Annotated in this window: 17 protein-coding genes; 10 read left to right on the top strand and 7 right to left on the bottom strand. The window is 68.9% G+C overall.

Annotation, left to right across the window (positions count from 1 at the left end; all coding sequences use genetic code 11):
• The first annotated feature begins 61 nt into the window (after nucleotides 1–61).
• On the top strand, nucleotides 62–1,384 hold the full coding sequence (locus tag D457_RS0102275) for an MFS transporter (protein WP_017579016.1): 1,323 nt from the start codon (nucleotides 62–64) through the stop codon (nucleotides 1,382–1,384).
• Nucleotides 1,385–1,771: 387 nt separating this feature from the next.
• On the opposite strand, the gene D457_RS0102280 is transcribed toward D457_RS0102275, so the two are convergent.
• Nucleotides 1,772–2,503 (bottom strand): AlkZ-related protein, encoded by a 732-nt coding sequence (locus D457_RS0102280; RefSeq protein ID WP_017579017.1) that lies wholly within the window; start codon nucleotides 2,501–2,503, stop codon nucleotides 1,772–1,774.
• A gap of 73 nt (nucleotides 2,504–2,576) precedes the next feature.
• On the opposite strand from D457_RS0102280, the gene D457_RS0102285 reads away from it, so the two are divergent.
• The 3 genes from D457_RS0102285 to D457_RS33970 all read left to right on the top strand — a co-directional run bounded on the left by D457_RS0102285 (nucleotide 2,577) and on the right by D457_RS33970 (nucleotide 6,516).
• Complete coding sequence (locus D457_RS0102285; RefSeq protein WP_017579018.1) at nucleotides 2,577–3,680, top strand: sugar diacid recognition domain-containing protein; 1,104 nt, start codon at nucleotides 2,577–2,579, stop codon at nucleotides 3,678–3,680.
• 52 nt (nucleotides 3,681–3,732) lie between these two features.
• Entirely contained in the window at nucleotides 3,733–4,941 is a 1,209-nt protein-coding gene (locus D457_RS0102290) for a glycerate kinase (RefSeq protein ID WP_017579019.1), read from the top strand.
• 162 nt (nucleotides 4,942–5,103) lie between these two features.
• The gene (locus D457_RS33970) at nucleotides 5,104–6,516 is read left to right on the top strand and encodes a serine/threonine-protein kinase (RefSeq protein WP_051072836.1); all 1,413 of its coding nucleotides are present in this window, start codon (nucleotides 5,104–5,106) and stop codon (nucleotides 6,514–6,516) included.
• A 45-nt stretch (nucleotides 6,517–6,561) separates the two neighbouring features.
• Here the strand turns inward: D457_RS33970 and D457_RS0102300 are convergent, their stop codons facing one another.
• From D457_RS0102300 to D457_RS0102310, 3 genes are all read right to left on the bottom strand, one after another.
• Nucleotides 6,562–7,545, bottom strand: coding sequence for a permease prefix domain 1-containing protein (locus tag D457_RS0102300; RefSeq protein ID WP_017579020.1), 984 nt, complete (start codon nucleotides 7,543–7,545; stop codon nucleotides 6,562–6,564).
• On the bottom strand, nucleotides 7,538–7,882 hold the full coding sequence (locus D457_RS0102305; protein ID WP_017579021.1) for a PadR family transcriptional regulator: 345 nt from the start codon (nucleotides 7,880–7,882) through the stop codon (nucleotides 7,538–7,540). Before D457_RS0102305 ends, D457_RS0102300 begins: the two co-directional genes overlap by 8 nt.
• A gap of 128 nt (nucleotides 7,883–8,010) precedes the next feature.
• Nucleotides 8,011–9,006, bottom strand: a complete 996-nt coding sequence (locus D457_RS0102310) for a phosphotriesterase family protein (RefSeq protein ID WP_017579022.1) — start codon at nucleotides 9,004–9,006, stop codon at nucleotides 8,011–8,013.
• 274 nt (nucleotides 9,007–9,280) lie between these two features.
• On the opposite strand from D457_RS0102310, the gene D457_RS0102315 reads away from it, so the two are divergent.
• Both D457_RS0102315 and D457_RS31730 read left to right on the top strand, forming a co-directional pair.
• Nucleotides 9,281–10,462: a DUF418 domain-containing protein gene (locus D457_RS0102315; protein ID WP_017579023.1), complete on the top strand. Its 1,182-nt coding sequence runs from the start codon at nucleotides 9,281–9,283 to the stop codon at nucleotides 10,460–10,462.
• A 74-nt stretch (nucleotides 10,463–10,536) separates the two neighbouring features.
• Nucleotides 10,537–11,280 (top strand): TetR/AcrR family transcriptional regulator, encoded by a 744-nt coding sequence (locus D457_RS31730; protein ID WP_017579024.1) that lies wholly within the window; start codon nucleotides 10,537–10,539, stop codon nucleotides 11,278–11,280.
• Nucleotides 11,281–11,284: 4 nt separating this feature from the next.
• Here the strand turns inward: D457_RS31730 and D457_RS37420 are convergent, their stop codons facing one another.
• Both D457_RS37420 and D457_RS0102330 read right to left on the bottom strand, forming a co-directional pair.
• On the bottom strand, nucleotides 11,285–11,602 hold the full coding sequence (locus D457_RS37420; protein WP_275040975.1) for an SRPBCC domain-containing protein: 318 nt from the start codon (nucleotides 11,600–11,602) through the stop codon (nucleotides 11,285–11,287).
• Nucleotides 11,603–11,635: 33 nt separating this feature from the next.
• A complete protein-coding gene (locus tag D457_RS0102330; protein WP_026116252.1) occupies nucleotides 11,636–12,838 on the bottom strand; it encodes an IS110 family RNA-guided transposase in 1,203 nt (400 codons plus the stop codon).
• A 222-nt stretch (nucleotides 12,839–13,060) separates the two neighbouring features.
• Between D457_RS0102330 and D457_RS0102335 the strand changes: the two genes are divergently transcribed.
• The 4 genes from D457_RS0102335 to D457_RS0102340 all read left to right on the top strand — a co-directional run bounded on the left by D457_RS0102335 (nucleotide 13,061) and on the right by D457_RS0102340 (nucleotide 16,910).
• Complete coding sequence (locus D457_RS0102335) at nucleotides 13,061–13,642, top strand: hypothetical protein (RefSeq protein ID WP_017579027.1); 582 nt, start codon at nucleotides 13,061–13,063, stop codon at nucleotides 13,640–13,642.
• 812 nt (nucleotides 13,643–14,454) lie between these two features.
• Nucleotides 14,455–14,928, top strand: coding sequence for a hypothetical protein (locus tag D457_RS34455; protein WP_239645983.1), 474 nt, complete (start codon nucleotides 14,455–14,457; stop codon nucleotides 14,926–14,928).
• A gap of 76 nt (nucleotides 14,929–15,004) precedes the next feature.
• A complete protein-coding gene (locus D457_RS34460; protein ID WP_083926640.1) occupies nucleotides 15,005–15,538 on the top strand; it encodes a VanZ family protein in 534 nt (177 codons plus the stop codon).
• Between the two features lie 856 nt (nucleotides 15,539–16,394).
• Nucleotides 16,395–16,910 (top strand): DinB family protein, encoded by a 516-nt coding sequence (locus tag D457_RS0102340; RefSeq protein ID WP_017579028.1) that lies wholly within the window; start codon nucleotides 16,395–16,397, stop codon nucleotides 16,908–16,910.
• A 71-nt stretch (nucleotides 16,911–16,981) separates the two neighbouring features.
• Here D457_RS0102340 and D457_RS0102345 read toward each other — a convergent pair whose 3' ends face one another.
• Complete coding sequence (locus D457_RS0102345) at nucleotides 16,982–18,598, bottom strand: MFS transporter (protein WP_017579029.1); 1,617 nt, start codon at nucleotides 18,596–18,598, stop codon at nucleotides 16,982–16,984.
• Nucleotides 18,599–18,668: the final 70 nt, after the last annotated feature.

Consider the following 18,668-nt stretch of genomic DNA (forward strand, 5'->3'; position numbering starts at 1 on the left):
CTTTCGGTTGTTGGCTTTCCGGCCACTGTTTCTGGCGTGCCCGGAAGACGAGCCTGAAGGCATGTCTTCCAGAACCGTTCCCCGCAGTGCTTCCACGGCCTCCGGGGCCTCCGAACGTCAGCGCCCACCGGCACGTGTTCACCGCGCCTGGGTGGTCGCGCTGGCCGCGGGTCTGACCATCGTGGCCGCGGCGGCCTTCACCGCGATGCCGGGCCTGCTCATGGACCCGCTGCACACCGAGTACCGGTGGTCGCGCGCCTCGATCGGGCTGGCCGCCTCGGTCAACATGATCGTCTACGGCCTGGTCGCGCCGTTCGCGGCGGCACTGATGGACCGGTTCGGCCTCCGCCGGATCGCCCTGGCCGCGCTGGCGGTGATCGTGCTCGGCTCCGGGCTGACCACCGTGATGACCGCGCCCTGGCAGCTGACCCTCTACTGGGGGCTGCTGATCGGCGCGGGCACCGGTTCGCTGGCGATGACCTTCGCCGCGACCGTCGCCCACCGCTGGTTCCTGGAGCGGCGCGGCCTGGTCGTCGGCGCGCTGACCGGGGCGAGCGCCTTCGGTCAGCTGGTCTTCCTGCCCGCCCTGGCATGGGTCGTGGACCAGCAGGGGTGGCGCCCGGCCCTGGTGACGCTGGCTCTGACCGCCACCGCGACGGCGGTGCTCGTCGCCCTGCTGCTGCGCGACTACCCCGCCGACCTCGGACTTCGGCCCTACGGCGCGAAGACGGACGTACCCCGGCCGGAGGCGGAGCGGGGCGCGGCCCGACGGACGGTCGGAGTTCTGTTCGCGTCCGTGCGCAGCCGACGGTTCTGGGTGATCGGCGGGACCTTCGCGGTCTGCGGGGCGACCACCAACGGCCTCATGTGGACCCACTTCGTGCCCGCCGCGCAGGACCAGGGCATGGCCGTGACCGCGGCCGCCGCACTGGTGTCGGTGATCGGGGTGTTCTCGCTGGTCGGAACGGTGCTCTCCGGCTGGCTGACCGACCACTTCGACCCGCGCCGCCTGCTGGTGGCCTACTACACGGGCCGGGGGCTGCTGCTGGCCGGGCTGCCCGCGCTGCTGGGTCCGGACGCCGGGACCGCGCTGGTGGCCTTCGTGGTGGTCTTCGGCCTGCTGGACGTGGCGACCGTTCCGCCGACCATCCTGCTGTGCCGCCGGGTCTTCGGCGCGGACGGGGCCATCGTCTTCGGGTGGATCAACGCCCTGCACCAGGTGGGCGCGGGGACCATGGCGGTGCTGGGCGGGTTCACCCGCGACCTGACCGGCGGCTACGGCCCGGTGTGGCTGATCGCGTCGGCGCTGTGCGCGGTGGGCGCCCTGCTGGCGCTCCAGATCTCCCGTACCGACGGAAGCGAGGAGGAACAATCCCGTGGCTGAACGCGACTCCGGACCCCGTCGCCCCTCCCTCCCCTTCTCCCTGGCCCTGCTACTCCTGTCCGCGGCCGTCGCCTACGTGGGACTGGCCGGACTCGACCAGAGCCTGAGGGCCGCGCGCGGCGAGGGCGCTCCGGGAGTGTTCACCGCCACCAGCCTCAGCTGCGTCCAGCACCCCGGGCACGAGTCGTGCACCTGCAACGGAACCTTCCGCCCCGACACCGGGGGGACGGACCGCAACGTCTACCTGCACGCCGCCGGACACGACACCTGCCGGGAGGGCGAGCCGGTCCCGGCCCTCGACGCGGGCGCCGCCAACCGGGTCTACGGCCCGGACGGCTCCCGCGAGTGGCTGCTGTCCCTCACCCTCCTCGCGGGCACGGCGGCCGTCTACACGGGTGTGGCCCTGGTGTGGGCGCGGTGGGCCCGGTCCCGGTCCCAGCGGAAGGCGCGCTGGAGTTCGCGCGGGGCCGCCTCGACCATGGTGTCCAGGAAGCGGGCGGCGGCGGAGGCGTCCCGCGTCTCCCGGTCGCCCTCCCCCGGCACGTCGAAGGCCCGGGAGGTCAGCTCCACCACCGAGGCGGGCCAGCCGGGGCCGGAGTCGTCGCAGCCGTAACCGGTGATCAGCAGTTCGCGGCCGAGCTCGGTGACGTAGCGGTCGGATTCCTTGCTGCCCACCCCGAGTGCCGCCCGCAGCGCCCGCGTGGTCATCGGCCCCTGGAGCAGCAGCGTCCGGGCCAGGTCGCGGGCGCCCGGGCTCAGGTGCTCGCACCGGGTGAAGTCGTCCGGCTCGCCCGGGTAGGCGTACAGGTCGGCGAGCAGGTCGGGGCTGATCAGCGTCTGCCGAGTCCCGAGGAACCGGCCGAGCCAGGCCTGCCCCCGGGCCGGTAGCTCGTCCTTCCAGCCCCACATCGCCTCGAAGTCGGCTCCCATTCCGGTGGAGAGCACCTCGGCCCCGTCGTCGCGGGAGATCTCCCGCAGGCAGGGGTAGGTGGGCCGGTCCCCGCCGAACAGCACGGCGAACCCGACGTCGTGCACGAACTCCCGCGCCTCGTCGATGGTGCGAATGACCGGCCGGTCGCACCACCACCGCTTCAGCCGCGCTTCGAGAAGATCGTCCATGGCAACTCCTGAGGGGCCCGAGGGGCGTGCGGTCGAACAGGGGTTCGGGTGATGCGTCACTATTGTGGCAGGCATGACCGAAGACCGTCGGCGGGCGCCGCTGAGCAGTGAACTCGCACAGCGGGTGGTCGACCTCATCGCACCGACCATCAGCCACAACATCAATGTGATGGACGAGCACGGCACGATCATCGCGTGCATGGAACCCGGCCGGGTGGGCAGTCTGCACCACGGAGCCCAGCGGGTTATCGCCGAGCGCCGCAGCGTGCTGGTGAACGTGCCCGAGCCCGGGACGTCCGACCGGCCCGGTGCCAACGAACCCCTGATGATCGACGGCGAGCTGCGCGGGGTCGTCGGGGTCACCGGTAACCCCCGGGAGGTCGAGGACCTGGCCCGGGTGGTCGCGCTCACCGTTCAGCTGCTCATCGCTCAGGAGCACGAGCAGGACGCGGCGAGCAGGCGGCACACCGAGGCCCGCGACCTGGTGGCGGCGCTGAGCTCGGGGACGACCCGCCCGGACGACGCCCGGGCCCGGCTGGCCGCCGCCGGGCTCCAGCCGCCGTGGTCGCTGGCGCTGTGGGCGGCGGGCGATCCGCGGCCCGGCGGCGGGGTCGCCCCGCCCCCGACGGCGGAGAGCGCCGCCGCCAGGGTGAACGGCGACGGCGCGCGGCGGGCGGCCGTCCTGCACGGCGCGCTGTGGATCATCGGGCACGGCCGGGCCCCCGCGGCGGACTCCCCGGGCCTGCCCTCGGACAGCCGCCACACGCGCACCCCCGCCACCGACGACGTGGACGCGCTGATGGCCTACGCCGAGGAGTCCCGGGCGCTGTGCCGGTACGCGGGGCTGATCCCCCGGATCGAGCGCGCCGAGCCGTGGTCGCGCGAGATCGCCGTGTCCGTGGCCCACCTGCCCCGCCGCACCCTCACCCGGATGAGCGCCCGGACCGCGCCGCTCAGCGACGCGCAGCGCAGGACCGTGTCCGCAATGGCCTCGGCCGGTTCGATGCGCGAGGCGGCCGACGCCGTGTTCGTGCACCGCAACACCCTGCTCCAGCGCGTGGACCGCATCCGGAGCGCCACCGGTCTGGACATCCGGCGGCCGGACCACCTGACCACGGTGCACATGTGTCTGTACGCGGAAGCCGCACTGGGCATTTCGCACATACCTCCGAGATAAAACCACAGGAAGACTGGGCCCTACACCGTCGAAATGCACCGAACCGGGTTCTATGATCTGGCTCATGTCCACCGCGCTGCATACACATGACGAGACCGTTGACGCCACCCCAGCCGTCCGTGTCGTAGTGATCCCCGACTCGTTCAAGGGGAGCGCCTCCGCCGTGGAGGTCGCCGAGGCCATGGCCGACGGCGCCCGCGAGGCCTACAACGACCGGGGCATCCCCGTGTCCGTCGACGCCCTGCCCTTCGCAGACGGCGGCGAGGGAACCCTGGACGCCCTCCTCGGCGCCTGGGGCACCGAGCCGCTCACGGTGGACACCACCGACGCCCTCGGCCGCCCGACCCGGGCCCGCTTCGGGATCTCCCCCGACGGCACCACCGGGGTCATCGAGGCCGCCGAGGCCAACGGGCTGCCCGGCGTCGCCGACGTCCCCCTCCAGGCCCGCACCGCCAGCAGCCGGGGCGTCGGAGCCCTGGTCACCGCGCTCCTCGACCGGGGCGTGGCGGAGATCCTGCTGTGCATCGGCGGTTCGGCCTCCACCGACGGCGGTACCGGCATGCTGAGCGCGCTCGGCGCCCGCTTCCTCGCCTCGGACGGCACTGAACTCCCCGACGGCGGCGGCCGCCTCGGCGACCTGGACTCCCTCGACCTGGACCAGTTGGACCCGCGCGCCCGCACCGTGCGCTGGCGGGTGGCGTGCGACGTCACCAACCCGCTGGTCGGCCCCGAGGGCGCCGCCGCCGTCTTCGGCCCGCAGAAGGGCGCTGACCCCGAGGACGTGCGCGTCCTCGACGCCGGGCTCGACCGGCTGGCCGACGTCCTGGCCCAGGTCACCAGCGGCGATCTTCGGGACGTGCCCGGCATGGGTGCGGCAGGCGGCATGCCCGTCACCCTCACGGCCCTGCTCGGCGCCGAGGTCCTGCCTGGTTCCCAGATGGTCGCCGAGGTCCTGGGCGCGGAGGAGCTGCTCGCCCGCGCCGACCTGGTCCTCACCGGCGAGGGCCGCTTCGACAGCCAGTCCCTGGGCGGCAAGGTCGTCGACGCGGTCCGCCGCCTCACTCCCAAGAACGTGCCCGTCGTGGTGATCGCCGGCAGCGTGTCGGTAGGCCCCGACGAGCTCCGCCGCTCCGGGATCACCGCGGCGTTCTCCATCGCCCGGGGTCCCCGGACCCTGGACCAGATGCAGGACGAGGCCGTCTCCGCCATCACCTGGACGGCGTTCAACTGCTGTCGTCTGCTCGCGCACCATCAGGGCTGATCGGATGCAGGCGATCGGCTCAAGGGGTCCGGGCGGCAGTGTTTCTGGAAACACGGCCGCCCGGGCCCCTTTCGTATGCGCGGATCACAGGCGAACCGAACGTCCGGACATCGCGTCACTAGAGTGGATCCGGCCCCTCGCCTCCAATGAAAGCGGACCGCAGTGCAGCCTCTCGGCCCGAACGACCCCCAGAGTGTCGGCCCCTACCGCCTCACCCACGTCCTCGGCAGCGGCGGCATGGGCCGCGTCTACCTGGGGCGGACCCGGTCCGGGCGCCGGGTCGCCGTCAAGGTTGTGCACGCCGAACACATGCGGCACGTCGAGTTCCGCAAACGCCTCGTCCGTGAGGTGCGGTCGGCCCGCAGTGTCGGCGGTTTCCACACCGCCCAGGTGGTGGACGCCGACACCGACGCCGAGCAACCCTGGGTCGCCAGTGCCTACATCGCGGGTCCTTCACTGTTCTCTGTGGTCAACGAGCACGGGCCCCTCCCCGCACCCTCGCTCAGGGTGCTGGCCGCCGGTCTGGCCGAGGGCCTGCTCGCCATCCACAAGGCCGGGTTGGCCCACCGGGACCTGAAACCGGCCAACATCCTGGTGGACTCCGAGGGACCCCGGATCATCGACTTCGGGATCGCCCTGCCCGCCGAGGAAACCCACATCACCCGCACCGGAACGATCCTGGGCACCCCCGCTTACATGTCCCCGGAACAGGCCTCCGACGACCCGGACTTCTCCGGCCCGGCCTCCGACGTCTTCACTTACGGAACCGTGCTGCACCACGCGGCCACCGGGCACAACCCGTTCCAGGCCACAACGGTCATGGGATGCCTGTCCCGCCTGCTCATGACCGATCCGGCGGTCTCCCCCGAGCTTCCTTCTGACCTGGCGGAGATCATCGCGGGGTGCTGGCAGCGCGACCCGAAGCAGCGCCCGAACCTGACCGAGGTCCTCGACGCCCTCGACGGGGTCGACCCGGACACCGCCTGGCCCCCGCACTCAAGCCGGGTTCCGGAAGCCGGCCCCGACGCACAGGGCACCGTGGCCGGGATTCCGCAAACCCTGGTGGCGACGGCACAGCTGACCGGGGCCGACTCGGAATCGGTCGCGCGCGCCGCATCCCTACGGCGACAGGCCACAGAGTTCAGGGAACGCAAAATGTACGAGGAAGCCTACGACGCCACCGCCGAAGCGCTCGCCCTCTACCGCACCCTGGCCGATGCGGCCCCAGGCACACACAGGGCTGCCCTCGTCGAAACCCTCCTGGAACTGATTCTGGACCTGGACGACCTGGAACGGCGGGAGGAGGCCTTGGCCGCGAGCGAAGAGGCTGTGGGGATCCTGCGTCCTCTCGTAAAAGGACAGCCGATCGAACACGGTGTGCCCCTGGTCCTCGCACTACAGGCCCAGGCCTCTGTCCTGCTCGGGGTGGACCGACGGCGAGAGGCCGTAGCCGCCGTGAACGAGTCCGTCCGGTTCTGCGAGCAGTTGGTGAGCCTTCAGGACAGTGCGGAACACATCCGGCTCCGCAAGGAAGCATGGGCGCTGCAGAGGAACATCACCAGTTCACAGAGCTGACCCCCGGGGGGTGCTGCTCCTCAGGGCGGCCGGTCAACCGGAAGCTCAGGCCCGGAGGGCGGCCTGGCGGGTCTTGTTGAGGCAGGAGGCGATGTCCCAGGCGGCGATCGCGACCAACGCGACCGCGATCGGGAAAGTCGCCACCGACCAGTCGGCGGGGACCCCGAAGACCGCGCCGAAGCGCTCGGGGAGATCGGCGACGATCAGCTGGTCCTGGAGCAGCAGCCACACGGCCACGGTGGCCCAGGTGGCTCCGGCGAGGACGTTGCCCACCGCCAGTGCCGGGGTCCACCGGCCGGTCCACCAGACGCCGACGGCCACGGCGGCCTCGACCGCGATCAGGCCCACCAGCAGCACCGCCCAGGGCAGGGCCAGGTCCGGGTTGAGCACCTGGACCTGGGTGCTGGGATCGGAGACCCCGGTGAACTGCCACGTCAGGAGGGAGATCACCAGTCCCAGCAGAGCCACCTGGAACAGCGTCTCCCCCAGCCCGACCTGGCGCCACGGGGTCTCCTCCGGCAACTGCTTGGTGTCCCAGGCGACCAGCGGCTCCTCCCGTTTGTCCGCGGGGCGGGCCCGCTCCACCGCCGCGTAGGCGAGGGTCACCCAGAAGCAGACGTGCACCGCGGTCACGAACAGGGTGCCCACCGCGGCCAGCGCGGTGTCCCCGAAGCCGTCGGCACCGGACAGCAGCCGCTCCAGCAGCACCGCCCCGAGTCCGAGCGGCAGCAGGATCCCCAGCAGCGTCCTCAGCAGACGGACGTAGCCCGAGTACACGCCGGGCCCGATCAGGTACCGGGGCCGGTCCCCGTACTCACGGGCCAGCGCGTCGGGGTCGCCCAGCTCGGTGAGCGCCTCCTCCTCGGCCTTGGCCGGGTCGGTACCGGCCTCGACCTTGGCCTCGATCGTGTCCAGGATGGACCCGCGCAGTTCACGGGCCACGTCCGGACCGGTCTCCGAGTCCAGGTGGCGGGTGACACTCCAGACGTAGCGGTCGGTCAGCGTGGACTCGGTCTTGCCTTCACCCATCGGATTCCCCTTGTCCGAGAGCCCGGATCGCGCCGTCCAGCACGTGCCACTCCCGCGTCAGTTGTTCGAGCAGTGCCTCACCGTCCGGGCTGACCGCGTAGAACTTGCGCGGCCGCGCCTCCTCGGTGTTCCACTCACTGGTCAGCAAGCCCTGTTTCTCCAACCGCCGCAGCAGCGGGTAGAGCGTGTTTCCGTCCACCGAGAACCCGGCTTTCTCCAGGGTCTCCAGCAGGGCGTAGCCGTAGCGCGGCCGTCCCAGCGTGGCGAGGCAGGCCAGCACCACCGTGCCGCGCCGCAGTTCCTGAAGGTGTCCGGCCAGGAGCTCGTCTTGCTTCATGCTTCACACGATAGTGTGCATGACACACCATCGTCAATCACACATCAATGCGGAGACAGAAAAACGGACCCCCGGTGCAGGCCAGGGGCCCGACAGAGCCAGAGGTCCGATGGAGTTTGTGGAGAGGGTCAGTACTTGGGGAGGCCGCCCTCGAAGAACGCCCTGGGGGTGTCCACGAGCATCGCCTCGATCTGGGCCTCCGCCACGCCGCGTTCGCGGACGTACGGGAGGACCTCCTCGCCGAGGTGGAGGTAGTTCCACTGGGGCAGGAAGGCCATGACGTTCGGGTCGAGCCAGTCGTTGAAGCAGGCGGCGTCCTGGGAGAGCACCATGCGTTCGGCGTAGCCCCGCTCGCACATGCGCACCAGGGTGTCCGCGCGGGCCTCGAAGGTGGTGTCGAAGTTCAGGCCGAAGCGGTCCATGCCCAGGACGAACCCGGCGTCGGCGAGCCGGGCGAGGTGGTCGGTGTCCGCGGTGTCACCGCTGTGGCCCAGGACGATACGGGCCGGGTCCACGCCTTCCTCGTCGCACATGACATGCTTGACCAGCAGCCCTGTCTGGGACACCGGGTGGGTGTGCACGGTGACGGGGACGCCGGTCTCGTGGTGGGCGCGGGCCACCGCGCGCATGACGCGTTCGACGCCCGGGGTCAGCCCCTCCTCGTCGATCGCGCACTTGAGCATCCCCGCCCGCACCCCGGTTCCGGCGATGCCCTCGGTGATGTCGGCGACGAACATGTCGACCATCGGGTCGGGGACCTCGGTGCCGAGCGCCTCGTTCAGGGCCGGGCCCCGGTACTGGAAGTAGCGAGGGACGCTGTCGTAGGTGTAGATCCCGGTCGCAGCCACGATGTTGAGTTCGGGCACCTGCTCCGCGATCCGCTGGATCCGGGGCACGTACCGGCCGAGACCGATCACGGTGAGGTCGACGACCGTCCGCACCCCCTGCGCGGCCAGGGCACGCAGCCGGGCGACGGCGTCCGCCACGCGGTCGTCCTCCGAACCCCACTCCTCCGGAAAGTCCCGCTGGATGTCCGGGGTGAGAATGAAGACGTGTTCGTGCATGTAGGTCCGGCCGAGGTCGGCGGCGCCGACCTCCCCTCGGACGGTACTGACTGTGGTCATCCGGGCAGCTCCTCACCTCGCCCGCCCCTCCCCCGTGCGGAACGCGCGCGTACCTGAAATCGGGCAGGCGGAAAGTACCACAACAGTGACCCAGGACACAGATCCCGCCCCGACCCGACCATCGCCCGAGCCCCGCCAGCCGGATCCGGCCTTGAAGGCGGCCAGCGGTCCGCCTACAATTCTGAACAGTGTTCAAAGATATGACGGGGGACCTCTGATGGCAGCGCCACCGACAGCGCCACGGTTACTTGCACCCGACTTCGCCAGGGGCGGGATGCTCCTGCTGATCCTGTTGTCCAACACCGCCTTCTTCCTGTACGCCGGGGACTACACGCGCTCCGACAGCTACCCGGACCCGAGCTCGGTCGCGGACAGCGTCACGCAGTTCCTGATGCTCGCCCTGCTCGACGTGCGGGTCTATCCGCTCTTCGCCTTCCTGGTGGGCTACGGGATCGTCCAGACCCTCACCCGCCGGATGGCCGCCGGGGCCACCCGGGACGAGGCGGCCGCGACCATCCGCAGCCGCAACCGCTGGCTGTTCGTCTTCGGTTTCGCGCACGCCGCCCTGCTGCTGAGCACCGAGGTCCTGGCCGCCTACGGCCTCATCGGCCTGGTGCTGTGCGCCCTGTTCCTGCGCGCAAGCGAGCGGCGGCTGCGCGCGGGCATCCTCACCGGGGTCGGCCTGCTCGCCCTGGTGTTCGCGGCGGCCGCCGCGGCGCTGGCCCTGATCACGGTCCTCGACCCGGCGGGCGAGGCGGTCCCGCTCACCCAGGAGAGCGGGCGGTTCCTGCTCAGCGGCGCCGCCGAGGAGAACTACCTCGTCTCCGTGCTGTTCCGGCTGCCCACCTGGGTCGTGCTGCTGTTCATCAACGGTTTCGGCGTGGTGCTGCCGACCGCGATCCTGATCGGTATGTGGGCTGCCCGGCACCGCGTCCTGGAGGAGCCCGAGCGGCACCGCGCGCTCATCCGGCGCGTGGCCGTCATCGGCACCGCCCTGGGCCTGGCCGGAGCGCTGCCCGGAGCACTCAAGCACGTGGGCGTCTTCGACCCGGCCCCCTACTACGGGCTCAGCGACACGGCCATGACCTTGACCGCCTGGACCAGTGGACTCGCGGGCGGCCTGGGGTACGTGGCGCTGTTCGTGCTGCTCTCGCAGTTGCTCACCCGCCGGGGACGCCCGCCCGTGGTGGTGACCTCGGTCGCCGCGCTGGGCAAGCGTTCGCTGAGCGGCTACCTGTCCCACTCGATCGTGCTGGTCCCGGTGCTCTCCGCCTGGGGCCTGGGCCTGGGCGCTCACCTGACCAGCTTCACCATGGCCCTGTTCGCGCTCGGGCTCTGGCTGGTCACCGTCGTGGTCGCCGCCCTCATGGAGCGCAGTGGCAGGCGCGGACCCTTCGAGGTGCTGCTGCGCCGCCTGAGCCTGCGCAAACGTCCCCGACAGATGAGCGGCCTGTAGGCCGCCGGAGCCCTGGGACAGCGGGGGTGCCCCGAGGCGGCGGGGCTCTCCGGGGCGGAAGTTAGATTGGGCGCATGCCGACTACACCCGAGCCCGAGACCGGAGGCACCGCCGACGGCGGGGCCGCTGGCGGACGCCGTACGCCTGGCCCCCGGCGGCGGCTGTCCCGGGAGCTGATCGTCAGCACCGCGGTGGAGCTCATCGAGGCCCGGGGGCTGCGCGCCCTGTCCATGCGCAGCCTCGCCGAACGGCTGGAGGTCGCACCCGGCACCCTGTACACCTACGTCGCCAACCGCACCGTGTTGGAGACCCTGATCCTGGACAGCGTGATCGCCCAGGACGGTCTCCCCCACGAGTTGCCCGGCACCTGGCTGGAGAAGCTGGCCGCCTGGGCCCGGGACGACTGGGTGACCTTTCGCGAGAAGCCGTGGGTGATAGAGCTGCGCCAGGCCAACCACGACTTCGGCCCGGCCTCGGTCACCTGGTTGGACTCGGCGCTGCGGGTCTTCGACGGCACGGGCCTGCCCGCGCAGGTCAAGTTCGACATGATCGACAGCCTGGACGCCTACGTACTCGGGGCCGCCACCGTCCACACGCAGTCCGTCGACCGCGTGCCGAACCCCTCCGCCGACATGCTCCCCGAGATCCAGCAGGCCCACCTGGAGGCGACGAGGCTCATCGAGGCCGTGGGCGAAGGGGGCACGCCCTTCGGCCAGAGCCGGTTCGAGTTCGGCCTGCGCTGCCTGCTCACCGGTTTCCAGACCATCGCGGAACAGGAACAGGGGAAAGAACAGGGCTCCCCCGCAGAAGAGCCCTGAGCCCTCACTCCACCCGAGCGTAGAGTTCAGCGACCTCGCCGACCGCGTTCCAGGCGTCATCCGTGGGCTTGCCGTCAGCCGCCAGCGCCAGGGCGTCGAGCATCACGTGCCAGCCGGTGGCGAAGTCGGCCGCGGGCTCGGGGAGCAGTTCACCGTGCACGAGTGTGAGCCGGGTCCCCTCGGGCACGGCTTCCAGGGTCCAGCGGACCACCGAGTCGGGGACGCCCTCCCACGACCGGTTACCAAGTAAGCCTGAAAGGGGCAACGGCCAGGTCCGGTAGGCCGACGACAACCAGCCACGCGCCCCCAACGTCAGAACCATGACGCCGCGCCAAGGAGAATCTCAATGGCCGTGTCAAGCCGCTACAGGCCTGACCGGTGCGCTGCGCTCGAAGAGGCGACCGTCGCGCAGCAGCGCCCACAGCACGTTCACGAGTCTGCGCGCCAGGGCGAGCAGGGCCTGCTTGTGCAGCATCCGCTCACTGCGTTTCTTCCGATAGAAGACCCGCGAGGGCCCGTCTGCCTTGATCGAGGACAGCGCCGCCATGTAGAAAACCCTGCGCAGCCTGCGGTTATAGCGCTTGGGGCGTCTGAGGTTCCCACTCACCCGACCCGAGTCCTTGCTCACCGGCGCCAACCCGGCGTAAGAGGCCAGGCGGCCCGAGTGGGCGAACGCGGCCAGGTCCCCTCCGGTGACCGTGATGAACTCCGCACCCAGGATCGGCCCCATCCCGGGCAGGGACTCGATGATCTCGGCTTGGGGGTTGGACCGGAACACTCCCGTGATGGTTTTGTCCAGGTCCTTGCGTTCGCGGTCCAGCTCCAGCAGTTTGGCGGCCAGGCGCTTAATGAGGGTGGCGGTGCTGTTCTGGCCGGGCAGCACGATGCTCTGGGCCTGGGCGGCCTCGCTGGCGGCTGCGGCGATCTTGGCGATGCTGGGCCGGTGCGCCCCGTGATCGCGCAGGTGGGAGACGATCTCTTCCTCACCGGCGGTGCGGATCTCCTCGGGCGTGGCGAAGCCGGTGAGCAGGATGAGCGGGGAGCGTTTGGTGTAGTCCAAGGCGCGTTCCAGGCCGGGGAAGATCGACCCGAGCAGGTCGCGCAGCCGGTTGACGCCGCGCACCCAGTCCGCGGCCAGGTCCGTGCGGTGGGCGGTGAGCCGGGACAGTTCGGCCACCAGCTCCGGTGGGGTGGTGACCGTGGCCAGGTCCGGGCGCATGCGGGCGGTCTGGGCGATGACCAGGGCGTCCTTGGCGTCGGTCTTGGACTCGCCGAACGTGGCGGTCATGGTGTTGACCATCCGGCCCGGCACGTAGACCACCGTCTGGTCGGCGGCTCCGAGCACGCCCAGGAGCAGCGCGGCGTAGCTATTGGTCAGATCCACCGCCCAGAGAACCTGGGCGCCGCTGGCGGTGGCCTTGTTGATGAGGGTCTCGATGGTGGCCTGGTCGTTGCGGACCTGTTTGGACCACAGCACCTCACCAACGGTGTTGATGGCGGTGGCGTGGTGGTTGGTCTTGCCCGCGTCGATCCCGATCCACATCGGCCCTGTGCTCATGCGATGCCGTTCCTCGTTGTTGGTGGTCCCCGTGGACAGCCCCGCCACCAGGTCCCTAAACAGCGACTTCTTCGCAGATCTCAATCAGAGGTCGGGGAGTCCCGGACGGTGGGGCGGCCATTCTCCTCGAGCCATCTGGGCAGACACCCCATCAGCCACACCCCACCGTCCTGGGCATCCAGGACATTCCGCCCTGAACACCCACAACCTTAGGGAGACCCCATGCACCGGCCCCGATTGCTCGCCGCGTTGATTCCCGTCCTGCTCGTCCTCGGATGCGGACCATCCCAAGAGGACATCGACGCTCAGATCAACCAAGCAGTCAGCGAAGCCCTCGAAGCCGCGGAAGAGCCCGAAGATGACCAGCACCCGAACCTGATCGAGATCACGGGCATGGATGTAGGCCAGTACCTGATCGACAACCTCGACGGCGTCGAGCTGGAAATGCCCAGCCGGTACTTCTCAGCGAAGGACTGTGAGCCTTTGGAGCTGGGGAGCGTGTTCTACGGCAATACGGACTCTGAGTGCAATCGTGCGGTTGAGCTCGGTGAGGTTGCGGTGGTGGAGTACGCGACTGTCCTGACTGCTGAGAAGGTCGCGAACAGGTCGGTGGACGAGGACATGTCCGAGTTCGCGGCAGATCTTGAGGCGCGTCTTGGTCCCCGTATTTACGAAGACCGGTTTCTGCTTCGTTGGGATGGGTGCGACGGCCAATCGTGGAGTCGTGGTGACTGCGAGTATCTGGTGGAGGATGGGACGGTAGCGGAGTCGGAGCGGTTGTTCAGGGAGTTTCTGGGGGCCTGAGGGTTCTGGGGATCGAGGAGGATTGCTCCAGGATCTAGCGTCAAGCCAGCCTTGATGGCCCACCGGCCGCGCGGCGGTGGCCGCGTTCGTGGGCACCCTGGCGGCTGATTCCGAGCACCGCGCCGATCTGGGCCCAGGAGGCCGCATCCCCGGGGCGTCGGTGTCGCGGGCGGCGGCGAACGCCGCGGCCTCAGTTTCCTCCCACAGCCGGCGCATGTCCTCCAGCAGCCCGAGCACGGCCAGGCGGCCCTCCCGGTCCAGGTCGGCATCGGCCTGGGCGGCCAGGGTCCAGGCACGCGGGCTACAGGAGCGGTGTAAATCCAGGGTGGTGCCGGGGGCGGCCCGCTCGGCCCGCGTGCGCAGCTGCTCGCGGGTAGGGCCATCAGTCCACTGGATCAGCCAGACGCCGGATCCTTCGTGCTCGGCACTGACGCGGGTGCCGTAAGTGTCGGCGGTCTCGGCAGCGAGCTTGCGCAGGGCTTGGGGTGCACGGTAGCGACTCATAGCGTCAAGCTCAGCTTGACATTTTCTCCTGTCAAGGCTGTCTTCACGCATGGCAGGTGTCCTTCGAACGGTCGGCCAGGGTGTCGGCACCGATAAGAAAAAACTCTAATCCACCCTAGTAGCAGCTTGACCAGCAAATATTTAACTAACTTGATCCCCGCGGTGGCCGCCATTGTCCCGACAGGGGAGGAATATGCGCACTTCAGAGCGCCAGCAAGGCGCAGCAAAATCACTTTTGCACGAACTTGACCATCTCGCGACCAAGCATGTATGGTCCCTGTGAGTAATTGCCCAACAAAAGGAAATAAATGAAATCCAAGAATGTTTCCAAGATGGCTATCGCGAGCCTTGCATGCTTTGCTTTTGCCCTCGCGCCTACTTCGATGGCCCACGCTGCCCCTTCCTACAGCCAGGGGGAGGACGTAGTGGAAGTCGACGTCACCATCTATGAAGATGGGACAATTCTTGAAACCGAAGATGACGCGATCCAGACCTATGCTGACACTTCAACAGAGTTGTCAAACGGGACGCTTCAGCTAAGGTCAAATAACTGCAACTACGTCCGAGTAAGCTACGTGAAGAGATCTGGCAACCCTGTCACCTTCAGGCTGGGATGGTCCTCTGGCGGGACGGAAAGAACTGGAGGGCTGCACTCGAACGTTAGTTCAGGTCAAACTGTGAGCAGCACCTGGAACCAGACGAGTGTCCCGGGCAACATTCTCGGCTTCATGACAGTTGACGGCCAGGGGCGCTTCCAGACGCCTTCGGTTTCCTGTAACTAGACACCTCGACAGCAAGGGGTTCGGGCGTCCTAGGCTTGCCCAGGATGCCCGAACCCGCTCCCTGGTTAGGCTTAGCATGTGGCAGCTACTACTTCACGTAAATTTTATTTCGGTCACACTGACCCTTGTTTCTTTTTTTCTTGCCGCGCTAATTCTCGCCTTTCTTAAAATACGCGAGCATCGATACTTCTCAGACTTTTTCAAGGTGGCAGTATTTCTGTCAGTTCCAGCCTATCTCTATATTCTAGTAGAGCCTACTGGCGGCTGGGGTGAAGTTGGCCGCCATGGCGCCAATGTGAATGTAATTCCATGGTCCCCGCTTTCCGAGGGCGCGGGGCCGAACCTGTTCTGGGAGACGATCGCTCTAAACTCCATTATTTTTGTCCCCCTGGGGATTTTCTCCTTTTTGGCCTTCTCGGGTTGGGGCTTTAGGTTTCTTGTCGGCCCAGTTCTATCGCTTTGCGTGGAAGTGCTTCAAGGGCTACTGGGGACAGGAAGGCAGAGTGACATAAATGACTTGCTTGCAAATAGTGCAGGATACTTCATCGGTCTAGCTTTTGTTATGGTTTCTCTCTTTGCTCTTCAAGAGTTGCACGAGAAGAAAAAATAAATGGTGCGCTGGATGAGCAGAGGCCCTACGCATGGAGCCCTTGGCCGGGACGAACGCCTAGCAGTTCCGCAGGTTCGTGGAAACCCCATCGATCCACTGTGATGAAATCGCGGTGAGCTGCTCGAGGTCTGGTTTTTACTCAGCAAAGCCAAGGGTTCGTGAGCCATCCCCTCGGCTCTGGGATGGACTCGTAATGAGTGCTGTGGAGACGGTTTCCCGGATGGGCCTTGAAGCCCCACAGTCCGATCTTGCGTATCGGGTGATCTCTCCACTCGTCGGCAGGACGGATTCGGGTGTCTACGGCAGTGAAGCGTTCCGGCCAGCGCCTTAGCGGGCTGGTCCAGGCGCCGGGACTTGCGTGCCACCGTGGCCGCGGTGGGTCTGGAGCACAGGGCTTAGGGGCGGAAACCCCTCTTGTCGTCAAGTCAAGCTTGACACAGAGAAGGGCTGGTTTCTCGCCTTGCATAATTGGAGCTATGCAAGAAGATGGGCGGGTGACCTCCGCCGATGCCCTCCCCTCGACCCCGGCCGGGGTCGAGGAGGACGGCTACAGGATTTAGCGGCAGCCCCTCGCAGGCTCACGGGTCGGTGGTGAGCGCATCCAGCGCGCGGGTCTTGTCGGCCTCGCTCGGCAGGGCGTAGCGGCGGGTGGTGTTGAGGTGGGTGTGGCCGCGATCTCCCCGGCCGAGCGCTCACCCGCCGCCAGGACCTCGACCACGCGCCGCCGGTTCGGCTCTCCGATCGCCTCCATGACATCCACACCGAATATGTAAGCAGTGACTTACGCATTTGGTCAGGAGGCTGACCCGGCAAAAAGTAGCTGTGACTCCTGGGGTTGGTGTGACAGGTTGGGCCCATGCCTGATTACCGCCGTGACCTGCTGCGCGACCAGTACGACATGACCTGGGCGCTGTTCGAGTACCACCTGGAGCGCCTCCAGCCCGAGGACTTCCTCTGGGAGCCCGCCGAACTCTGCTGGACCCTGCGCCAGGGCCCCGGCGGGGTGTGGACCCCGGACTGGGCCGACAGCGAACCCGACCCCGTCCCGGTACCCACCATCGCCTGGCTGACCTGGCACATCGGCTGGTGGTGGACGGTCACCCTCGACCACACCCTGGGGCGCACCCCGCAGGAGCGCGCCGAGATCCGCTGGCCGGGCGAGGAACGCACCGTGGACTGGCTCCGCGGCCTGGGCCTGGACTGGATCGAGGCGCTGTCCGAGATGGACCTGGACTCACCCGCCTCCTTCCCCTGGCAGGGGGCGAACGGCAAGACCCACGCGCACACCGCTGCGTGGGTCAACAGCGAACTGATGAAGAACGCCGCCGAGGTCGGCCAGCTGCGCATGCTGCGGGCCGCGTTGAAGTCCTGATCCGGACCTGGGTCACCCCTGGTCCCGGTCGCGCACCACGACCTCATCCAGTCGGGACACCCCTTTCCCTCTCAGGCGCCGCGTACTCCCGCCCCGGCCCCGTCTTCGGTCCCGGCCCCGACCTCGGGCCCGACCCCGGTCCCACCGGTGTCTCCGCCCCCGGAACCGTCCCCGGCGGCACCCTCGGCACCGCCCGCATCGGTCTCCTCGGTGGAGTCCAGGCGGGCGTGGCGCAGCAGCCACAGCACCGCCACGCCCACCGGGGCCAGGAGGAGCGCACCGAAGCCGTAGCCGAACTGCACCGCCGTGGTGAAGGCTCCGAAGGCCGCGTCCAGCAGCTGTCCCGCCTCCTCCGCCGGGAGTTGTCCGGCCACGCCCATGGCCCCGCCGACACTCTCCCCGGCCTCCTCCCGAAGCGGTTCGGGCAGGTCGTCGAGCCCGGCGCCACCCAGGCCCCGCCGGTAGACGACCGCGGCCATGCTGCCCAGGAAGGCCATGCTGAGCGCGGCCCCGAAGCCTCCCGCGACATCGCCCATCGCCGCCGCTGACCCCGCCTTGCGGACCGGGGCGCTGACCACGATGAGGTTGATCGCGAGGGTGAAGAGCGGGCCCAGGGCCGTGGCCATCACCGTGGCCAGAGCGATCAGGAAGGGAGCGCCGACCTGCCCCGCCAGGAGCGCGAAGGTTCCCCCCGCGGCGGAGGCCACGAGCAGACCGCCGCCCATGGCCGCGGAGGGGCGCATCCAGCGGATCAGCAGGGGCGAGGCCATCCCCCCGACGATCGAGGCGAGCGCCGGGACGACCATCAGCAGACCGGTCTCGGCGGGTGAGAGCCCGAGCGTGCTCTGGAAGTACTGCACCAGCAGCATGTCCGCGCCGCCGTAGGCCAGGAGCATCAGCAGCAGGGCGCCGAGCGAGACGGCGAAGGCGGGGACGGCGAACAGCCGCATGTCCATGAGGGGTTCGGGCAGGCGCAGCTGCCTGCGGACGAACAGTGTTCCGAGCACCAGGCCGACCGCCACCGGGATCAGGTAGGGCCACACGGGGCCCTCCGCGCCCGAGGCGCCGCGGTCGGCGATCTCCTGGAGACCGAAGATCACGCTGATGATCGCCCCCATGGACAGCAGGACGCTCAGCAGGTCCACGCTCCCCTCGACCCGCTCCCGGTGGCCGGGCAGCAGCGGCGCGCAGACCAGTAGGAGCACGGCGACCGGGACGTTGATCAGGAAGACCGCGCCCCATGAGAAGTGTTCGAGGACGACCCCGCCCAGCGGCGGTCCCAGGGCCATTCCGGCGGAGAAGGAGCTCATGACCACCGCGACCGCCACGGAGAACTGGCGGGCGTCGGTGAAGACCACGCGGAGCATGCCGAGGATGCTCGGCGTCATCGTGGCCGCGGCCATGCCCATCAGGGCCCGCATCGCGATCAGGACCTCCGGGGTGGGCGCGAAGGCCGCGACCAGGGAGGCGGTCCCGTAGACGGCCACCCCGGTCATGAGCAGACGGCGACGTCCGATCTTGGAGCCCAGCCAGCCCATGGTGAGGACCAGGCTGACCGCGAGGAACTCCCCCACGTGCAGGATCCACAGCATCTGGGTGCTGCCCGGCGCGAGGTCGGCGGCGATCGCGGGCAGGGCCATGAACAGCACGGTCATGTCCGTGGCCGCCATGACCAGGGGAAGTGTCATGACAGCGAGGGCCAGCCACGCCCTCCAGGTCGCGCGTTGGGGGGCTTGGGAAGTCACGGCGTCCTCCACC

The sequence above is a fragment of the Nocardiopsis valliformis DSM 45023 genome (assembly GCF_000340985.1).
GTDB lineage: Bacteria > Actinomycetota > Actinomycetes > Streptosporangiales > Streptosporangiaceae > Nocardiopsis > Nocardiopsis exhalans.